General features: G+C 39.0%; 16 protein-coding genes and 1 pseudogene. 14 read left to right on the top strand and 3 right to left on the bottom strand.

The features are described from left to right. Window position 1 precedes the first annotated feature (1 nt). Both FTV43_RS05675 and FTV43_RS05670 read left to right on the top strand, forming a co-directional pair. On the top strand, window positions 2-826 hold the full coding sequence (locus tag FTV43_RS05675) for a TatD family hydrolase (RefSeq protein ID WP_179995074.1): 825 nt from the start codon (window positions 2-4) through the stop codon (window positions 824-826). A gap of 68 nt (window positions 827-894) precedes the next feature. Further along, window positions 895-1,668 (top strand): ThiF family adenylyltransferase, encoded by a 774-nt coding sequence (locus FTV43_RS05670; protein ID WP_179995073.1) that lies wholly within the window; start codon window positions 895-897, stop codon window positions 1,666-1,668. Between the two features lie 62 nt (window positions 1,669-1,730). Here FTV43_RS05670 and dusA read toward each other — a convergent pair whose 3' ends face one another. Next, complete coding sequence (gene dusA / locus FTV43_RS05665) at window positions 1,731-2,762, bottom strand: tRNA dihydrouridine(20/20a) synthase DusA (RefSeq protein WP_179995072.1); 1,032 nt, start codon at window positions 2,760-2,762, stop codon at window positions 1,731-1,733. 131 nt (window positions 2,763-2,893) lie between these two features. Here dusA and xerC point away from each other — a divergent pair, with 131 nt between their 5' ends. Beyond that, window positions 2,894-4,030: a tyrosine recombinase XerC gene (xerC, locus tag FTV43_RS05660; protein ID WP_004281613.1), complete on the top strand. Its 1,137-nt coding sequence runs from the start codon at window positions 2,894-2,896 to the stop codon at window positions 4,028-4,030. On the opposite strand, the gene FTV43_RS05655 is transcribed toward xerC, so the two are convergent. Continuing rightward, on the bottom strand, window positions 3,996-4,292 hold the full coding sequence (locus FTV43_RS05655; RefSeq protein WP_004281614.1) for a pyocin activator PrtN family protein: 297 nt from the start codon (window positions 4,290-4,292) through the stop codon (window positions 3,996-3,998). The two genes, xerC and FTV43_RS05655, sit on opposite strands and share 35 nt — an antisense overlap. 144 nt (window positions 4,293-4,436) lie before the next feature. On the opposite strand from FTV43_RS05655, the gene FTV43_RS05650 reads away from it, so the two are divergent. Beyond that, window positions 4,437-5,606: a hypothetical protein gene (locus tag FTV43_RS05650; RefSeq protein ID WP_257224092.1), complete on the top strand. Its 1,170-nt coding sequence runs from the start codon at window positions 4,437-4,439 to the stop codon at window positions 5,604-5,606. 50 nt (window positions 5,607-5,656) lie between these two features. Further along, window positions 5,657-5,779 (top strand): annotated as a pseudogene (locus tag FTV43_RS15980) (integrase); the annotation flags it as partial. 311 nt (window positions 5,780-6,090) lie between these two features. Here the strand turns inward: FTV43_RS15980 and FTV43_RS05645 are convergent. Further along, entirely contained in the window at window positions 6,091-6,987 is an 897-nt protein-coding gene (locus FTV43_RS05645) for a hypothetical protein (RefSeq protein WP_179995071.1), read from the bottom strand. 462 nt (window positions 6,988-7,449) lie between these two features. Between FTV43_RS05645 and FTV43_RS05640 the strand changes: the two genes are divergently transcribed. From FTV43_RS05640 to FTV43_RS05600, 9 genes are all read left to right on the top strand, one after another. After that, the gene (locus FTV43_RS05640) at window positions 7,450-8,358 is read left to right on the top strand and encodes an inovirus-type Gp2 protein (protein WP_179995070.1); all 909 of its coding nucleotides are present in this window, start codon (window positions 7,450-7,452) and stop codon (window positions 8,356-8,358) included. Between the two features lie 105 nt (window positions 8,359-8,463). Then, window positions 8,464-8,742, top strand: coding sequence for a hypothetical protein (locus FTV43_RS05635; protein ID WP_179995069.1), 279 nt, complete (start codon window positions 8,464-8,466; stop codon window positions 8,740-8,742). Between the two features lie 20 nt (window positions 8,743-8,762). Beyond that, window positions 8,763-9,794 (top strand): DUF932 domain-containing protein, encoded by a 1,032-nt coding sequence (locus tag FTV43_RS05630; RefSeq protein ID WP_179995068.1) that lies wholly within the window; start codon window positions 8,763-8,765, stop codon window positions 9,792-9,794. A gap of 194 nt (window positions 9,795-9,988) precedes the next feature. Further along, the gene (locus FTV43_RS05625; RefSeq protein ID WP_179995067.1) at window positions 9,989-11,047 is read left to right on the top strand and encodes a YqaJ viral recombinase family protein; all 1,059 of its coding nucleotides are present in this window, start codon (window positions 9,989-9,991) and stop codon (window positions 11,045-11,047) included. Window positions 11,048-11,244: 197 nt separating this feature from the next. Further along, complete coding sequence (locus tag FTV43_RS05620) at window positions 11,245-12,144, top strand: hydrolase or metal-binding protein (RefSeq protein ID WP_179995066.1); 900 nt, start codon at window positions 11,245-11,247, stop codon at window positions 12,142-12,144. Window positions 12,145-12,385: 241 nt separating this feature from the next. After that, window positions 12,386-14,116, top strand: coding sequence for a class I SAM-dependent DNA methyltransferase (locus FTV43_RS05615; RefSeq protein ID WP_002126071.1), 1,731 nt, complete (start codon window positions 12,386-12,388; stop codon window positions 14,114-14,116). Further along, on the top strand, window positions 14,106-15,509 hold the full coding sequence (locus FTV43_RS05610) for a helix-turn-helix domain-containing protein (RefSeq protein ID WP_179995065.1): 1,404 nt from the start codon (window positions 14,106-14,108) through the stop codon (window positions 15,507-15,509). Before FTV43_RS05615 ends, FTV43_RS05610 begins: the two co-directional genes overlap by 11 nt. Continuing rightward, window positions 15,506-16,909 carry a restriction endonuclease subunit S gene (locus FTV43_RS16225; RefSeq protein WP_179995064.1) on the top strand — a complete coding sequence of 468 codons (1,404 nt, stop codon included), beginning with the start codon at window positions 15,506-15,508 and terminating at the stop codon, window positions 16,907-16,909. The genes FTV43_RS05610 and FTV43_RS16225 overlap by 4 nt, the downstream gene beginning before the upstream one ends. Next, window positions 16,890-17,447 carry a hypothetical protein gene (locus tag FTV43_RS05600; protein ID WP_179995063.1) on the top strand — a complete coding sequence of 186 codons (558 nt, stop codon included), beginning with the start codon at window positions 16,890-16,892 and terminating at the stop codon, window positions 17,445-17,447. The genes FTV43_RS16225 and FTV43_RS05600 overlap by 20 nt, the downstream gene beginning before the upstream one ends. Window position 17,448: the final 1 nt, after the last annotated feature.

Below are 17,448 nucleotides of genomic sequence, written 5' to 3'. Positions count from 1 at the left end.
GATGATCATTGCGCTGTTTGATACGCATACCCATTTTGATGTACCTGATTTTGACTCAGATCGGGAACAATTGGCGTATGCGGCAAAGGTGGCGGGCGTAGAACATTTGGTACTGATTGGCTTTGTACAATCACGTTTTCAAGATTTAATCGCTACACAACAGTTTTTAAACCAACTTGAGCATGTGCCACAAAGTCATCTTGCACCAGGCTTGCATCCTTTTTATATCGAACAGCATCAAGACCAACATCTACAAGATTTAGAACAGTTTTTGCAACAACAGCATTGTGTCGCTGTGGGTGAAATTGGCTTAGATACCTTTTTGGCTGAACATAAACAGCCTGAAGCGTTTCAAAAGCAGCAAGATTTTTTTGCTGCACAATTGGAAATCGCACGCCATCGACATAAACCTGTACTGCTACATATTCGTAAGGCCCATGCCGAAACCTTAAAAACACTCAAACAGCAACAATTTCAGTTTGGTGGCATCGCACATGCTTTTAGCGGTGGGGTGGAAGAAGCCAAAGCACTGATCAAATTGGGTTTTAAAATTGGTGTGACAGGGCAGATTACCAATCCCAATGCAAAAAAACTGCGCCGTGTTGTGCAGGAAATTGGTGCTGAACATTTGGTTTTGGAAACCGACTGTCCCGATATGACGCCTTTATGTTGTCAGACAGATACTCAATCACGAACCCGAAATACCCCTGCGAACCTGATTTATGTGCTTGAAGGTTTGGCGGATTGTTTAGATATTGCACCGCAGACTTTAGCCGCACAGCTTTGGCAGAATAGTGTTCAAGTATTAGACCTGCCTAAACTTTAGATGAAACAACACGAAGTCTGCGAAACGCAGTAAAATGCCCACACTTTGAAATTAAATTTGATTGCAGCATGACAGACCTTCTTCAAGATGATGAATATGAACGCCGTTTTGCGGGTGTGGCCAAGATTTATGGCGACAGTGCTTTTCAGCATTATGCCCAAAGTCATGTCATGGTGATTGGAATTGGCGGTGTCGGCTCTTGGGCAGTTGAGGCGTTGGCACGTACAGGTATCGGTGAACTAACATTGGTGGATATGGATGTGGTCGCAGCATCTAACATTAACCGTCAATTGCCTGCTATGAGCTCAACTTTGGGGCATGAAAAAATTAATGTCATGGCAGAGCGTTGCCGTTCTATTAATCCACGTATCAAAATTAATTTGGTTGATGATTACCTCAGTCCAGACAACGTCAAAGCCTTATTGGCGACTGCACCTGATTTAATTTTAGATTGTATTGATGACGTAAAAGCTAAACTGGCTTTGATGCTGCATTGTCGTTTTAACAAGATTCCGCTGATTGTTTCGGGTGGTGCAGGTGGAAAACTTGATCCGTTGAAAATTCAGGTGGCAGATTTATCTAAAACCGAACAAGACCCAATGTTGGCCAAATTGCGCGCCCAATTACGCAGCAAAGGTATTTGTAAAAAGCCAAAAGAAAAGTTTGGGATTACCTGTGTGTATTCCATCGACAATCCATTTTCTAGTGCCGATGTATGCCCAAGCGCAGGCTTGCGCTGTGGCGGCTATGGTTCGGCAGTGGTGGTCACGTCCAGTTTTGCAATGGTAGCTGTTGCAGAAGTGTTGAAAAAGTTAGATGCCTTACAGGCTAAAAATACATAAATTAAAGCCATGCGAGGCATGGCTTATAAAAAATTCTTTGATTTTGTACATCGTCAATGACTTTATTCAGTAGGTCGTTGTAGCTGTTGCTCTTTTAAATAGTCTTCCGTACGCTGCATTGCTGCTTGAATGTTGACCAATGCTTGCTCTACATCGGCAAATGTTTTGGCATTGCCGCCACTTAGTGCCTGACGCCATTTACGTGCACCTGGCAGGTTTTGGAATAAACCTAAAATATGGCGAGTAATGACGGAAAGTGGCGCACCTTGTTGCAGACGTTGTTCAATATACGGCAACATGCGTTGCATAATCTCAAAACGGTCAGGCAATTCTAGCCCCCACAACTGCCCAAGCTCTGCCAGTAAATATGGGTTGTGATAGGCTTCACGACCAATCATCACCCCATCGACATGCTGGAGGTGTTGTTGGGTTTCGGCCAAGGTTTTAATTCCGCCATTAATTTCAATTAACAATTCGGGGCGGTCTTGTTTTAGACGATACACATCCTCATAACGCAGCGGTGGTACTTCGCGGTTTTCTTTAGGCGATAAACCTTGTAATAAGGCAATTCGGGCATGCACGATAAAGTTATTGCAACCTGTTTGAGCCACGGTATCCACAAAATGCAGCATCTCTGCATAAGAGTGCATGTCGTCAATCCCGATCCGATGTTTTACGGTCACAGGAATATCAACCGCTTGACGCATGGCGGCAATACACTCTGCCACCAAGTCTGGTTCTGCCATTAAACACGCACCAATTTTATTGTTTTGTACTCGATCACTTGGGCAGCCAACGTTCAGGTTGATTTCATCATAACCCCAGTCTTGTGCCATTTTACTGCAGGTCGCAAGGTCTTTCGGATTTGAACCACCCAACTGCAAGACAATAGGATGTTCTTCCTTACTGTAATCTAAATGGCGCTTGGCATCACCAAATAAAATCGCGCCTGTGGTCACCATTTCAGTATACAGAATGATATTGGGGTTAAATAAACGTGCAAAAAAACGGTAATCGCGGGTAGTCCAATCCATCATCGGGGCAACACTGATTCGAGGATTCTGTGTTTTGCTTGGTTTTGATAAAATACTCATTGAAAATCAACCTATTGAATCAGTGTTGTGTTGAATTTATTTGTATCTATTTCATCTTTTTTTGCTCTTTTTAAAATTTGATTTACGCCATAAATACGCCATAATAAGTAAAAATATCATAAGGCGTAAAAATGGGTACAATCACGCAGCGTAAGTTAGTCAATGGATCAATACGCTATCGTGCTGAAATTCGAATCAATCGAAAAGATTTACCAATATATAAAGAAAGTAAAACATTTGGATCGAAGAAAGTTGCAGCAATTTGGTTAGCAAAAAGGGAAGCTGAAATAGAAGAAAATCCTGAAATTTTGTTTGGTCAAGAAGATGTAATAGATCTAACTCTTTCTAACGCTATTTCGAAATATTTGGCGGAAGTGGGAGCTGAGTATGGACGGACTAAAACATATTCACTCAAACTTATTCAGAAGTTTCCAATCGCGCGGCATGTTATCACAAAAATTAAATCGACTCATATTGCGGAACACGTAGCTCTACGCAAAAAAGGCATTGAAGATCTAGGACTCGCTCCTGTTGCATCTAGTACACTCCAGCATGAGCTTTTACATATTAGAGGGGTGCTATCTCATGCAGCGGTAATGTGGGATATAGATATTGATCTAAATTCTTTCGATAAGGCAACAGCACAATTAAGAAAGACACGCCAAATTTCATCAAGTCAAAAAAGAGATAGGCTTCCAACGAATGAAGAGTTGGCGGCATTGACGAAGTATTTTGTCAATAAATGGAATAATCCTGCTTACAGTTATCCAATGCATTTGATTATTTGGTTTGCAATTTACTCATGTAGACGTGAGGCGGAAATAACTCGAATGGAATTAAGTGATTTTGACATTCATAACAACTCATGGAAAATACGTGATTTGAAAAACCCAACAGGCTCTAAAGGTAATCATAAGGAGTTTAATGTATTACCTCAGTGTAAAAAAATTATTGAGCTTTTATCGGAGCAGGAAGTTAGAGCTAGAATGTTGAAAAGAGGCTATGGCGATGAATATCTGATACCTCTTAGTCCAAAAACAATAGGTGGTGAATTTAGAAAAGCTTGTAAGTTGCTTGGAATAGATGATTTAAAATTCCATGATTTGAGACATGAAGGGTGTACCCGTTTAGCTGAGCAAGGTTTCACTATCCCCCAGATACAGCAAATTAGTTTGCACGATTCATGGGGGAGTTTGGAAAGGTATGTATCAGTTAAACGAAGAAAACAGACCCTTAATTTTGAGAATTCGTTAGAGCTGACTTCGTAAAAATTTCATACTCTTTAGCTTGTTCGTTGTAACGTTTGTCTAAAACAAAAGCTAAGTCAAAAATATCAACTAAGTATGGTGATTTTTGACTTTCATCTATCTTGTAGCAAATAAATGGAAATTCCTTTTTTCTCGCTTTTTCTAATATTTTTGCTTTACTTAGATGGGGGTAATACATGGCTGCCACTTGTTCAAGAGTGGGAGTCATGGTTTTAAATTGCATGAATAAATAATCTGATAAATTCATTTGTACTTTGTTCATTTGGTTACTCTTTTAAAAGTTAATTCTTGAATCTTTAGTCATACAACTAAGGTATAGCTAACAAAATTCACTGAAATAATTGTAAATGAGATGAAATGGGTAATAATTCTGAAATAAGGGGAACTTTTTTAAGAATACACACTTATGCCAAAACTTAACGATTTTCAAAACAGCACAGTCAGACTATTAGATTATTTATATTTTCATGATGTGGCAGCCATGCAGAGCTTCTCAGAAGAGAAGTCAAGTATATATAGTCAGTTATTAGCAGCTATTGATTTATTGGCTTATCGAAGGTCTGAAGGCGCGTTGATAATGGAACATTACAAACATTTGTTATTAATAGGAGTAGATTTTGAGTTAACTTTTGGAAAGGGTGAATTAATTAAAGATGATATCTATTTTAAAATGCAAGAAAAATATCGTGCCTACCTAATTCAACAAATAGAGTTATTGGGTTTTCAAATAGAACATTATAAGCAAGATTTAAATGAAGTATTAATCCAAATTCCAATCCAGTCAATTACTAGTGCTGCTGCTTTTAAAATTGTAAGTCAAGTTCTATATTTTGAGTACGATAATATAACTATAGGGGTGCTTAGTAAATTTCTAGATTTTAATTTTTTAACATTAGCTAAATATCAAAAAAAGAATAAAGTCATCAATGAGAGTTTTTTAAATAAACTTTTCTATAGGGCGATGTTATTTCTAGAGTTTGACGTTTTTAAAAATAACTTAATTGCAGAGTATTATTCCGAAGATCAAATTGTTAACTTAAATGATTTGGAGGATTATGAAAAAGTAGCAGCTGCCATTAAGGCTAGGGGGAAGGCCAAGTCATTAAAGGGGATTGAATATGATGGATTTTATAAGCTAAAGACTAAGAATGATCTGAAGAAGTTTCTAATAAATATTGAAGAGCGATTAGGACATAATCCCATTTTCTCAGATAGTTCGGCTAATTGGATTGCCTTAATCGGTGCATGGCATTTGATACTTAAGAAAGGTAATAATCTCGATAAACCATTATTCAAAGAGTCCCCTCAATATATTGTGGACTCGGATATCTCATGTGCCAAGCTCGCAAGAAAAAAATTAGCTGAATTTGGTTTCTCTGTCTCTGAAAAAACTATATTTGACTGCTATGATCGTGTCTATGAAATTTACAGGCTTATACGTATAACTATAGAGTGCTTGGTGGAAGAAAAAATGTATGGAATGAACGAAAGAGTTTTTATTCATGATTTTTACTATAATCCGAATTCTAATGCATTCTTCAAGAAGCAGTTACAAGCAGCTAAGGCTAAACTTTAAAATATTAGAGCATGCTTATTTATACAGGTTGAATGAACAAACACTGTTTGAGAGCGCTATTCAGTCCAGTTGTGAACGAATTAAATTTGTTTAATCCCGATCCCATTGAACGGCAGCTTGCTCATGTGTCACAGAACAGAATTCGCTCGGCATATAACCGAGCGCAATATTAACCAAGGGGGTCAGTTTTTAAATGCCGTTAGGGGGTCATTTTTACACTACCGAGGCTTTGTTGTAAAAATATGTAAGTATCTGATTTAAATAAATTTAACTTTGGATCAAAAAATAATCAAAACTTTTTAAATCATATAGTTATGAAATCTTTGTGCAACAAAGCCGTTTAAAAGTGCTTTAAGCAAAGTGAATATGAGCTTAAATCAATAAAATTTTATTAAGATACCTATTTTCATTAGGTCTGCACGCACAAACCCAATCTTAGTTATATAATGGACTAGATTGGGTGTGACTGGTGGAAAGATTATTTTTACAAATATAGGTTTTCTCCATCGACTGAACAGCATTCTTTGGCATAGGTTTCATTGATGAGTCTTTCGATCATTTGCTCTTCGGACAGACCATTCTTGAAAGCTAATGTAAGCAACGCTTCTCTAGCTCTTTTAGTTAATGCGTAATAGTTAGGTTTTTTCACCTTTTTCTCCTCACGGTGCTTTTTTTGATACCACGCGTTATATAATTTTTTTCTTAGAGCATAGTGAATATTTTCATCTTCATAATAGATAATATCAAATATTGAGTTAATTAAAGTCTCATATTCAGATGCATGTGATGCATCTCTTCTGTATTTTCTAAATTCTGAGTTTTCATTAATATACTTTTTAGCCCATACAAAAAAATCAGAGCATGGTGATTTAAAGTGACTGTTGAATTTTGAATATATTTTGTCAAATCGATAATATATATTTTCAATTGATCTAGAATTTTCATAATAAAAAGGGATTGTATAAGCCAGATAAAGGAGCTGGAAGTATAGATTTTTTATATCTAAAATTAAGCGATCTCCTTCTTTTTCATTCAAGACTTTGCATGCAAATTGTAAGAATCTTTGATTATCTTTAATTTTATTAAAGTCAAAAGAATGTATTTTGATTCTAGATTGAAAATCCTTTAAATCACGTAAAAAATAATAGATATCATCATCACTACTATTATTCATTTCATCAATTATAAATTTACTTATGTTCCTGAGTTTATCTAGGCTGTTCAGTTTTGCTATGTCTTTTTCTATAGCATCGTTGCTCTCCCGTATTCTGCGATTGTTATCAATATTTGGGCGATGATAGACAAATAGTGCCCAGATAAGATCTTCATCTGGAAGTTGTGTCAGGAATGATTTTAGATTGTCTAGTTCAGAATTGCGCATTTTGTATCCTGTTTTTAAAAAGCTTACGTCATACTTTAGGTAATAAAAACAATACTTTCTACTAAGTTTTTCACTCTATTTCCCCTTGTTTTGCACTATATTTTTAAAAGCTTTCTACTAGGGAATAAGGGTGTTATAAATAAAAAATGTTTAGGCAATATAAGTTTTTAATTTAATTTTTTTATAACTAAAATTAGGTACTAAAACGATATAGTCTAAAATTCATTTTATTCCTTAATTCTAGCTTTTTTGAGACTAGAGCCTGCATGAATTTAAGCGTAGAGCAGGGAGGAAAAGTTTTTCATGTGGAGAATAGGTACTGCACTACAGGAGGAATTTGGACTCCCTAAAGCTTTGGTTATTAATCTAATCGTTTATTAGGTAACCCTCTATTTTAAAGTAAACGTATACATATACTGAATTCCCTATACCTATGTAACTATCACACACATAGGTTTAAACATGAGAAATTTAATTAATCAGGCACAACTTACACTTGATATTGAGAACTTCTTAAAATGTCTTAAAAGAAGAAGTAGGGAATGGGATGAATTCTATTCACAGCTTACTAATCTGTTATTAGACTTTAATGATATTTATGATCCTGATGATGAATACCCAGGTTATCTTAAATTCTTTGTAATTCTGAGATATGACTTACAGAGAATAGATTCCGATTATTTTGATCTTATGGATGAGCTAAAGATAATTGGGTATAGAGAGATGAGAGCGTGGTTTTTAGATTTATCTGAGGATTTTGAAAAAGATTATAAGATGATCGAAAAACAGAAAGATGAAAATAAAATTGAAGTGCAGGAATATTGTGAGTCAATAATTGGTAAATATAGCCGAATATTAGTTGCTCGGGTGGACTTGGGTTATTTACAAGAACATTCTAGTCGCATCAGAGTTGAAGATATTTATAATGATTTGGATATACTGCTTAATCGTATTCAAAATAAAGATGGCATATTTAAACATGTAGTCGGGTATATATGGGGAGTGGAACAAGGCGGTAAAAGTAAAGGTTTTCACTGTCACTTAGCAATCATCTATGATAATGCCTACCGTGCTGGAAGCGCGGAATATTGGGGGAATGAAATTATTGAGTTATGGAAGGATATTACTAGAGATTTTGGTCAAGGCTATAATTGTTGGAACCATAAACGTGTAGCGGAACTTCGAAGTAAAGATGAGCTAGGGATCGGTGTGATTCATCGTCGCGATTCAACTCAAGTGGCAAATTTTATTAGAGCAATGGAATATATTGCTGATCATCATAAACGTACTCTTCAATACTTACGCGTTAAGCCAAGAGGACGAAGAGTATTTGGTAAAGGTCAGTTAAGAGCACAGTATGATAGGCGCTAAATGAAAATAATCTCAGATATATATTATCTAGATGAAAACAAGGTTTTAAATACTTTACAAGGCTTGCCAATCGGTGAGCCTTTGTCATTTCTAGAGGTATATATTATGAGTTTAAATTGTCCTTATTGTTTTTCGGATCAGATCATTCAGGTTGTTAATCAGCAAGTGAGTGGATCTGATTCCACAAGTCTAGCAGCATCAGCTTCGTTTGCCACCATTGGTGCATCCATTTCTAAAAGCTTTCCATTGCCTGTATCACCACTGCTTGGCGGGCTTGCAGGTGCGGTCATTGGTGGTCTATTTAGCAGCATGTTTGATGAGCCGAAAAAGCCAATCACTATGACCTACTATCACTGTAATCAATGTCAGCAGAACTTCCGCTAACAACCTAGGAGATAAAAACGATGGCACATCAAATCGAACAAATCGCCTACGTTGGCGAAACCCCTTGGCATGGTCTCGGTAATCAGCTAAGTCCGAATCAACCATTGGAAGTATGGGCACAGCAAGCTGGGATGGACTGGCGGATAGAATCCTCGAACGTCAGCTATATGGCACAGAATGAGCGTGGTCAGAGCATCATCATGCCATTTGAAGAGCAGCGTGTCTTGTATCGTTCAGATACCCATGCACCTTTATCTGTAGTCAGTCAGCGTTATCAGGAAGTTCAGCCTAAAGAGATTCTGGAGTTTTACCGGGATCTGACTGAGCAATCTGGCTTTGAGTTAGAAACCGCAGGGGTTCTGAAAGGTGGTAAGAAGTTCTGGGCTTTGGCACGTACCGGGCAAAGTACCGCGTTAAAGTCTAAGGATGTCAGTAATGGTTATATCCTGCTGGCTACGGCGTGTGACGGCACGTTGGCAACGACGGCACAATTCACAAGTATCCGGGTGGTCTGTAACAACACTTTAGCCATTGCTCTACGTGGACAGAGCAGTAGTGCAGGTGTAGTGAAGGTTCCACATAGTACCAAGTTTGATGCAGAGAAAGTGAAGCAGCAATTAGGTATTTCAGTGCGTGCATGGGATGAGCACATGTATGAGATGAAACAGCTCACACAGCGTAAGGTGAGTCAACAGGAAGCCAAGGCTTACTTTGATGCCGTGTTCAATAACAGCACCATGTCAATTTCTGATCCTGAAGAAAACATCATTCAGTTCTATCGTAATGTCGCGCAGCAAGCTCAGGAGAAAAAGCCTGAACCGAATGGTCGTGCCATGAATAAAGCTTTAGAGATGTTTAATGGACAAGGACGCGGTGCTGACCTGTCATCAGCGAAAGATACAGCTTATGGCTTACTGTGTTCGATCACGGAATTTGTGGATCATGAACGACGTGCCATGAGTACCGACCATCGACTGGATTCAGCTTGGTTCGGTGCAGGTGCAGGTCTTAAGCAACGTGGACTGGAACAGGCTTTATCTTTGATAGCCTAAGCTCATGTAATCCATCCAACCTTAACCCCGCAAGTCTCAACAATCGCTGAGTACAGCACACACGTAACTCTCTCTACTTACTACTCACAATCAACAATCTGAATCAGCATGCATATCGCCATACCCGACCTCGTGTCGGGTATGGCTTTTTATGCATTTCTTTTACAGAGATCAGAATTAATAAGGATAATTCCATGAATCAAATTGTACCTATTTCCCATCAGCCTACGACGGTAGGATCAAAGATCGTAGTCAATCCAACCGTCACCACCAAACGCTCAACAGCAGCCAAGCGACTAGTCAATACCAAAGGAATGGAATATCAGGACTGGCTTGAAGTTCGTAAACAAGGTATCGGTAGCAGTGATGCCGCGACTGCCTGTGGTCTTAATCCATATATGTCGATGCTGGAACTCTGGCTGATCAAAACCGGACGACAGGCTCAATCCATAGAAGATGAAAGCTCAGGTGTAGCACCGCTATATTGGGGTAAGCAGCTGGAACCTTTGGTGGCAGAGTTCTATAGCATGCACACTCATAACAAGGTGCGACGGATCAATGCAGTACTTCAGCATCCTGATCCCGATAAACACTTTATGTTAGCCAATCTGGATTACAGCGTGGTCGGCAGTGATGAAGTCCAAATTTTGGAATGCAAAACAGCAGGTGAGCATGGGGCTAAGCTTTGGCGTGATGGTGTGCCTTTATACGTGCTTTGTCAGGTGCAACATCAACTGGCGGTGACTGGTAAACAGGCAGCGCATGTTTGTGTCTTGATCTGTGGGCATGAAACCAAGATCTTCAAAGTGACACGATCAGAATCCGTGATTGAACATATTGTTAAAGCAGAACGATATTTCTGGGAATGCGTGGAAAAGGATACACCACCATCAGTCGATGCCAGTGAATCCGCAGCTAAAGCGATTCAACAACTCTATCCAGCGCATGTGCCTTTAACGGTAGAGGATCTTTCGCAAAATGAAAATGCCAATTTGATGTTCGACCAGCTCATCAAAATGAAGGAAGAGATTCAGCATCAGCAGGAACGCTTTGACCAGCTTAAACATGAAATCCAGATGATGATGCAAGACAAGGAAAGGGCAGTCTTTGCTCATGGCTCAGTAGTCTGGAAGAAAGCCAAGGATTCTATCAGCCTCAATACCAAAGCATTGCTTCAGCACCAGCCTGAACTCATTGAGCTTTATCCACTTGAAAAGCAGGGCAGTCGTCGATTCAACATCTATACCTACTAAGTCCTATTTACACAGCACCAAATCAAAAATTCACAAAAATCGCTCCCCGCTCTCTACCCTTCGGTAGAGAGCAAATCGGTCGCGATCTCTGTAGCACTTTATCTGGCTCTACATTCTTTGGGTAACTTATTTGGTCATTGTTCCGACCTACATATATAGACCCAAATTTGTAAGGTAATACATTAAGGAATATCAACATGATTAAAGGTTTAGCAATTACTCCTCCAATACTCGGACGGATCAGTATTGGTCGGATGGTTGAAAAGAATGGCAAACGCCTACCGGAAAAGGATGACCAGTTCACCATTACTTCCCAGATTCAAAGCAAAGAAGGCTGGGTTAAACATCCACTGGATGATCAGCTGCGAGCGAATGCTCCGAATCAGAAGCTACGTTCAATCCCTGTCAGAATGATCTTTAATGATCCTGATTTAAACCTGCGTGCAGAATACAGCCTGTTTGACCGACAGACTGGAAGACCTATCTGTGTCGGTAATGGAGAAACCTGCCAGCGTTTAACCAATCAAGGGGTCGAGCAACATCCCTGCCCATCCCCTGATTTATGTCCATTGGCTCAAGGTGGCAACTGCAAACCTTATGGACGTTTACATGTGAACTTAGATGAATCGGATGAGTTTGGCACCTTCATCTTTAGAACTACAGGCTTTAATAGTATTCGGACTTTGGCTGCACGGCTGAGTTATTACCATGCAGCATCAAATGGCTTGTTGTCATGTCTACCCTTGCAGTTGATATTGCGGGGCAAGAGTACGACACAAAGTTATCGTCAGCCTGTGTATTACGTGGATCTGACTTTAAGAGAAGGGATTAGCTTGAATGAGGCGATTATTCAGGCGAAGCAAATTGATGAGCAGAGTAAGCAGGCGGGGTTTTATCAGGAGGCTTTAGACTTTACCGCAAGGAAGGGTTTTGCCAATGCACGGTTTGAAACGGATATAGAGGAAGGGTTAGAGGTGCTGGAGGAATACTACCCTGAACAAGAACAAAACCGTTCGGTGGAGCAACAAGCTTCGCCTGAAGGGTTTGTGCAGGATATTCAGCAAGGGTTGCAGCGATCAGTCAGACCCGTCAATTAATCGATTGGTTGGAAAAGAGCAACTTTCTAGGTTGCTCTTTTTTTACGACATTATAAGACGTAGCAGTTGTTAAAGGACTATATTCGCTATGGTTATCTCGTTAAAATGACAAGCCTGAATTAATTCCTAATTTTTTTGTTAAGTGCATGACTTTTAATAAGTCATAGATATGCTAACTTAGCAACATTGTTTAACATTAAGTATAAAACCAAAGCGGTTGATCGTGGATTGAGGAAATAAAATGCATTCATTGGAACAAAAATTTCTAAATGACTTAGATGACAAGCTTTGGAAAGCCGCCGATAAATTACGCAGCAGTCTAGATGCAGCCAATTATAAGCATATTGTTTTAGGACTGATTTTCTTAAAGTACGTATCAGATGCTTTTGATGAACGGCAATCTGAACTCAAAGAATTGTTTGCACAAAAAGACGACCACAACATCTATTACATGCCGCGTGATCAGTACGACAGCGAAGAAGAATACCAACAGGCTATTGCTGATGAACTAGAAATACTGGATTACTACCAAGAAAAAAACGTATTTTGGGTGCCCAAAGCAGCACGTTGGTTAAGTATCCGTAATGCAGCAGCACAAGCGATTGGCTCTATCATTTGGCAGGATGAACAAGGGCAAGATGTCAAACTACGCTCTGTATCCTGGCTGATTGACAATGCCTTTGATGAAATTGAAAAAGCCAATCCAAAACTTAAGGGCATTCTGAATCGCATTGGTCAGTACCAGCTGGACAATGACAAGCTACTTGATCTGATCAATACTTTTTCTGACACCAGTTTTACTAATCCAGAATATAACGGTGAGCAACTCAGTCTGCACAGTAAAGATATCCTTGGGCACGTCTACGAATACTTTTTGGGACAGTTTGCCTTGGCTGAAGGGAAGCAAGGTGGGCAGTACTACACGCCTAAAAGCATCGTCACCTTAATCGTTGAAATGTTGCAGCCTTATAAAGGGCGAGTGTATGACCCTGCAATGGGTTCAGGTGGATTCTTTGTATCCAGTGAAAAGTTTATTGAACAACATGCTCAGGAAAAGCATTACAAAGCCTCCGAACAGAAAAAGCATATTTCTATTTATGGGCAGGAAAGCAACCCGACCACATGGAAACTGGCCGCCATGAACATGGCAATTCGTGGGATTGATTTTAATTTCGGTAAGAAAAATGCTGACAGCTTTTTAGAGGATCAGCATCCAGACTTGCGTGCTGACTTTGTCATGGCCAATCCGCCTTTTAATATCAAGGATTGGTGGCATGCTTCTCTAGAAAGTGATGTGCGTTGGAAGTATGGTACACCGCCACAAGGCAATGCTAACTTTGCTTGGATGCAGCACATGCTGCACCATCTATCACCTACAGGCAGTATGGCATTGTTACTTGCCAATGGTTCAATGAGTTCCAATACCAACAATGAAGGTGAGATCCGTAAAAACTTGATCGAAGCCGATCTGGTGGAATGTATTGTTGCATTACCAGGACAACTGTTCACCAACACGCAAATTCCAGCCTGTATCTGGTTTCTAACCAAGGACAAAAAGAATGGCTTGTCTTTAGATAAAAAGAAAGCCAACCGTGAAGGCAAGACTCTGTTCATCGATGCCCGTAATTTGGGCTATATGAAAGATCGCGTACTGCGTGACTTTACCGATGCAGATATTGCTAAAATCACCAATGCTTTACATGCTTGGCAACAAGGCGAAAATTTTGAAGGCGAAGCGTATCAAGATGAGAAAGGTTTCTGCTTCTCTGCTGAGTTAAAAGATATTCAGAAGCACGACTATGTATTGACCCCAGGGCGTTATGTAGGTGCAGTCGAGCAGGAAGATGATGGCGAACCATTTGCTGAGAAAATGCTACGTTTGACTGCTCAGCTCAAAGAGCAATTTGCTGAAAGTGCGGTCTTGGAAAGTGAGATTAAAAAGAACCTAAAGGGCTTGGGTTATGAGTTCTGATCATCCTTTATTGCAAGAAATTCAGAAGGGTGAAAGTCAAACCCTTGAATTTAAAGAGCAGTTACCGAAAGGGCAACAGGTCGCAAAGACCCTGATTGCTTTTGCCAATACCAGTGGTGGTAAATTGGTAGTGGGTGTAAGTGATGATCGCCAACTCGTAGGTATTCAAGATGATATTTTTGAGTTGCAAGATCAGATCACTTCGATGATCAATGAGCTGTGTGCGCCTAATATTCTGCCTTACATTTATATCGAGAATATCCAAGGCATTGAGTTGCTGGTGATTGAAGTCAGCCGTGGTTCATTATTGCCTTATTATCTCAAGCCGCAAGGCAAGGCACAGGGAACCTATATCCGTTTAGGTGCAAGCAATCGTGTGGCATCGCCTGAATATATTCAGCAACTTGAATTGCAGCGTCTGAACCAGACCTTTGATGAGCAACCGAATCCACAATACAGTTTAGATGACATAGATTTACAGCCTTTAAAGCAAGCCTTTGCTGAGGTGGGTAAAGAGCTGTCTTTGCAGAAAATGCGTAATCTTAAATTGATCATTCAGCAGAATGGACAGGATTACCCAAGTCATGGGTTACTCATTTTGTTGGGGCTTTATGAGCAGGTTGAGATTAAATGTAGCCGCTTTAAAGGTACGACCATGACGGTGTTTTTGGATAAAAAAGAATACCGTGGCGACTTGTTTAGCCAGTTGAAGCAAACTGAGCAATTCATCAAGAATCATCTACATCTACGGGCAGAAATTTTAGGGTTACAACGTACAGAAAGCTATGAAATCCCCATTCCTGCAATTCGTGAAGCCTTGGTGAATGCAGTGTTACATCGTGACTATAGCAATGCAGGGCGTGATATTAAGGTTGGCATTTATGATGACATTCTGAATATCGTATCGCCAGGTGGATTGCCAAATGGACTGACTGAAGAAGATTTGGCACAAGGTCGTTCTGAGATTCGTAACCGTGTCTTGGCTCGTGTGTTTAAAGAGCTGGGTTATATCGAGCAGTGGGGCAGTGGTATTGCTCGTATCAAAGACCTTTGTTTACAGGCAGGCAATGCAGAACCTCAACTGAAAGCCCAAGGTGATTTTGTGGATTGGGAGTTTTACCGTCCTTCGACTGAGAAAATAGGTGGCTCAATAGGTGGCTCAATAGGTGGCTCAATCCAAGAAGATATGCTGACAGATCGGCACAAAGAGATTTTAGTTTTGATTCAACAGAACCCGAAAGTTTCCTATCGTTCTATGGCAGAGCAGCTTGGGATTAATGAGTCAGCGGTGAAAAAGCATTTGAACAACTTAAAAGATGCAGGTTGGCTTGAGCGTGTGGGTGGAACTCGTGGTTATTGGATGATTAGGAAAGAATTTGGGGGTGAGGTGTGAGTGATGATTGGAAAATATATAGACTAGGACAAATAACGGATTGGTTTTCTGGTGGGACACCAAGAAAAAATATTGATAGATATTGGAATGGTGATATTCCTTGGATTAGTGCCTCTTCAATGTCAAATAATAGAATTTCCACATCAGATATGAAGATCACAAATGAAGGATTAAAGTCTGGTTCTAAATTAGCAAACAAAGACGATATATTGTTGTTAGTTAGAGGAAGTATTTTACATCAAAAAATTCCTGTCGGAATTGTGATGAACGAGGTTTCGTATAATCAAGATGTTAAAAGAATTAAAGTTAAAGATAATTTAAATCCATGGTTTTTATTATATTGGTTCATAGGTAACGAAAAGACACTTTTACGAAAAGTGGATGTTACAGGAATAGGAGCCGGTAAGTTTGATACAGATTTTTTGCAAAATTATCCAATTAGTCTTCCATCTTTAAAAGAACAGAAAATAATTGTAGATATTGTTAAGAGTCTGGATGACAAAATCTACCTTAATAACCAAATCAACCAAACCCTTGAATCTATTGCTCAAGCCATGTTTAAAAGCTGGTTTATCGACTTTGAGCCCGTGCGTGCAAAAATTGCAGCCAAGCAAGAAGGGAAAAATTCTGAACTTGCTGCGATGTGTGCAATTAGCGGTACAAGTGAAGCAGAAATTGAGCAAATGGCTGAAGAAAATTTGGCTGAATTGCGAGCAACTGCTGCGCTGTTCCCTGATGAGTTGGTAGAGAGTGAGTTAGGGGAAGTGCCGAAGGGGTGGGAAGTTTCGACTGTTGGCGATCAAATTCAAACAGTTGGTGGTGCAACACCCTCAACTAAAAATGTTGAGTTTTGGGATAATGGGACACATCATTGGACGACACCTAAAGATTTATCCAATTTAACTGATAAAATTTTGTTAAATACGGACAGAAAAATAACTAATGCTGGGCTAAAAAAAATCAGTTCAGGTTTATTGCCAAAAGATACTGTATTGATGTCATCTCGTGCGCCAGTTGGTTATTTGGCTTTGGCGAAAATTGAAGTAGCCATTAACCAAGGTTATATAGCAATTTTGCCAAACACGAAATATTCGGCTGAATATTTAATTCAGTGGTGTGAGGCTAATATGGCTGAAATTAAAGGGCGTGCATCAGGTACGACCTTTCAGGAAATCAGTAAGAAAAATTTTAGAGAAATCAATTTTATTTGTCCTGATGAAAAAATAGTTGCTAGTTATACTAAAACAGTTAGAACGCTATATGATGAAATTGCTTTAAAGGCAAAGGAAAGCCAAAGTTTAGTTGATATTAGAGATACTTTATTGCCAAAGTTGTTATCGGGTGAGATTGATGTATCAGATCTAGGTAGTGAGACTGAATATGAGTATTCAACAGAATGAGACACTAGGTTTTATACGTGTAATGATGGTGTTAAGTAGCTTTTCACCATTATTTATTTTGTGGGCTTTACGTGGGAATCAAGAGGTATCTGATTTATATTTAACTTCCTTTTGTGTTTTATTTGTCATTATTCCTAATTTATTTTTATGGCGAAGAATTAATATTGCCAAGAAACAAAATGATAAACGCATAATAAAGGTTGGAACTGCAGATGATCATAAGGATCACATTTTAGTCTATTTATTTGCTACCTTATTGCCTTTTTATTCTGTTGGTATAGAGAGCTTAAGAGACATAGGGACTACATTAGTTGCTTTAATCTTTGTGATTTTTTTGTTTTTGCACTTAAATTTACATTACATGAATATTTTATTTGCAATGAAAGGCTATCGTATTTTTACAATTTGTCCGCCTGAAGATAATAATTCTATCAGTGGTAAAATACCTCAGGTACTTATTACAAAAAGAGCCATCGTGTTAAATGGCGATGAAATAGAAGCGTATAGATTAAGTAATACAGTTTATTTGGAGATTTAGT

The organism is Acinetobacter sp. YH16053 (assembly GCF_013417035.1).
GTDB classification, from domain to species: Bacteria; Pseudomonadota; Gammaproteobacteria; order Pseudomonadales; family Moraxellaceae; genus Acinetobacter; species Acinetobacter towneri.
Note: the sequence above shows the minus strand (reverse complement) of the source record. Positions and strands in the feature narration are given on the sequence as shown.

Excerpts from the sequence above, each read along its gene's own strand:
- FTV43_RS05675 (WP_179995074.1), top strand. The coding sequence starts at position 2 with ATGATCATTGCGCTGTTTGATACGCATACCCATTTTGATGTACCTGAT.
- FTV43_RS05670 (WP_179995073.1), top strand. The coding sequence starts at position 895 with ATGACAGACCTTCTTCAAGATGATGAATATGAACGCCGTTTTGCGGGT.
- dusA (WP_179995072.1), bottom strand. The coding sequence starts at position 2,762 with ATGAGTATTTTATCAAAACCAAGCAAAACACAGAATCCTCGAATCAGT.
- xerC (WP_004281613.1), top strand. The coding sequence starts at position 2,894 with ATGGGTACAATCACGCAGCGTAAGTTAGTCAATGGATCAATACGCTAT.
- FTV43_RS05655 (WP_004281614.1), bottom strand. The coding sequence starts at position 4,292 with ATGAACAAAGTACAAATGAATTTATCAGATTATTTATTCATGCAATTT.
- FTV43_RS05650 (WP_257224092.1), top strand. The coding sequence starts at position 4,437 with ATGCCAAAACTTAACGATTTTCAAAACAGCACAGTCAGACTATTAGAT.
- FTV43_RS05645 (WP_179995071.1), bottom strand. The coding sequence starts at position 6,987 with ATGCGCAATTCTGAACTAGACAATCTAAAATCATTCCTGACACAACTT.
- FTV43_RS05640 (WP_179995070.1), top strand. The coding sequence starts at position 7,450 with ATGAGAAATTTAATTAATCAGGCACAACTTACACTTGATATTGAGAAC.
- FTV43_RS05635 (WP_179995069.1), top strand. The coding sequence starts at position 8,464 with ATGAGTTTAAATTGTCCTTATTGTTTTTCGGATCAGATCATTCAGGTT.
- FTV43_RS05630 (WP_179995068.1), top strand. The coding sequence starts at position 8,763 with ATGGCACATCAAATCGAACAAATCGCCTACGTTGGCGAAACCCCTTGG.
- FTV43_RS05625 (WP_179995067.1), top strand. The coding sequence starts at position 9,989 with ATGAATCAAATTGTACCTATTTCCCATCAGCCTACGACGGTAGGATCA.
- FTV43_RS05620 (WP_179995066.1), top strand. The coding sequence starts at position 11,245 with ATGATTAAAGGTTTAGCAATTACTCCTCCAATACTCGGACGGATCAGT.
- FTV43_RS05615 (WP_002126071.1), top strand. The coding sequence starts at position 12,386 with ATGCATTCATTGGAACAAAAATTTCTAAATGACTTAGATGACAAGCTT.
- FTV43_RS05610 (WP_179995065.1), top strand. The coding sequence starts at position 14,106 with ATGAGTTCTGATCATCCTTTATTGCAAGAAATTCAGAAGGGTGAAAGT.
- FTV43_RS05600 (WP_179995063.1), top strand. The coding sequence starts at position 16,890 with ATGAGTATTCAACAGAATGAGACACTAGGTTTTATACGTGTAATGATG.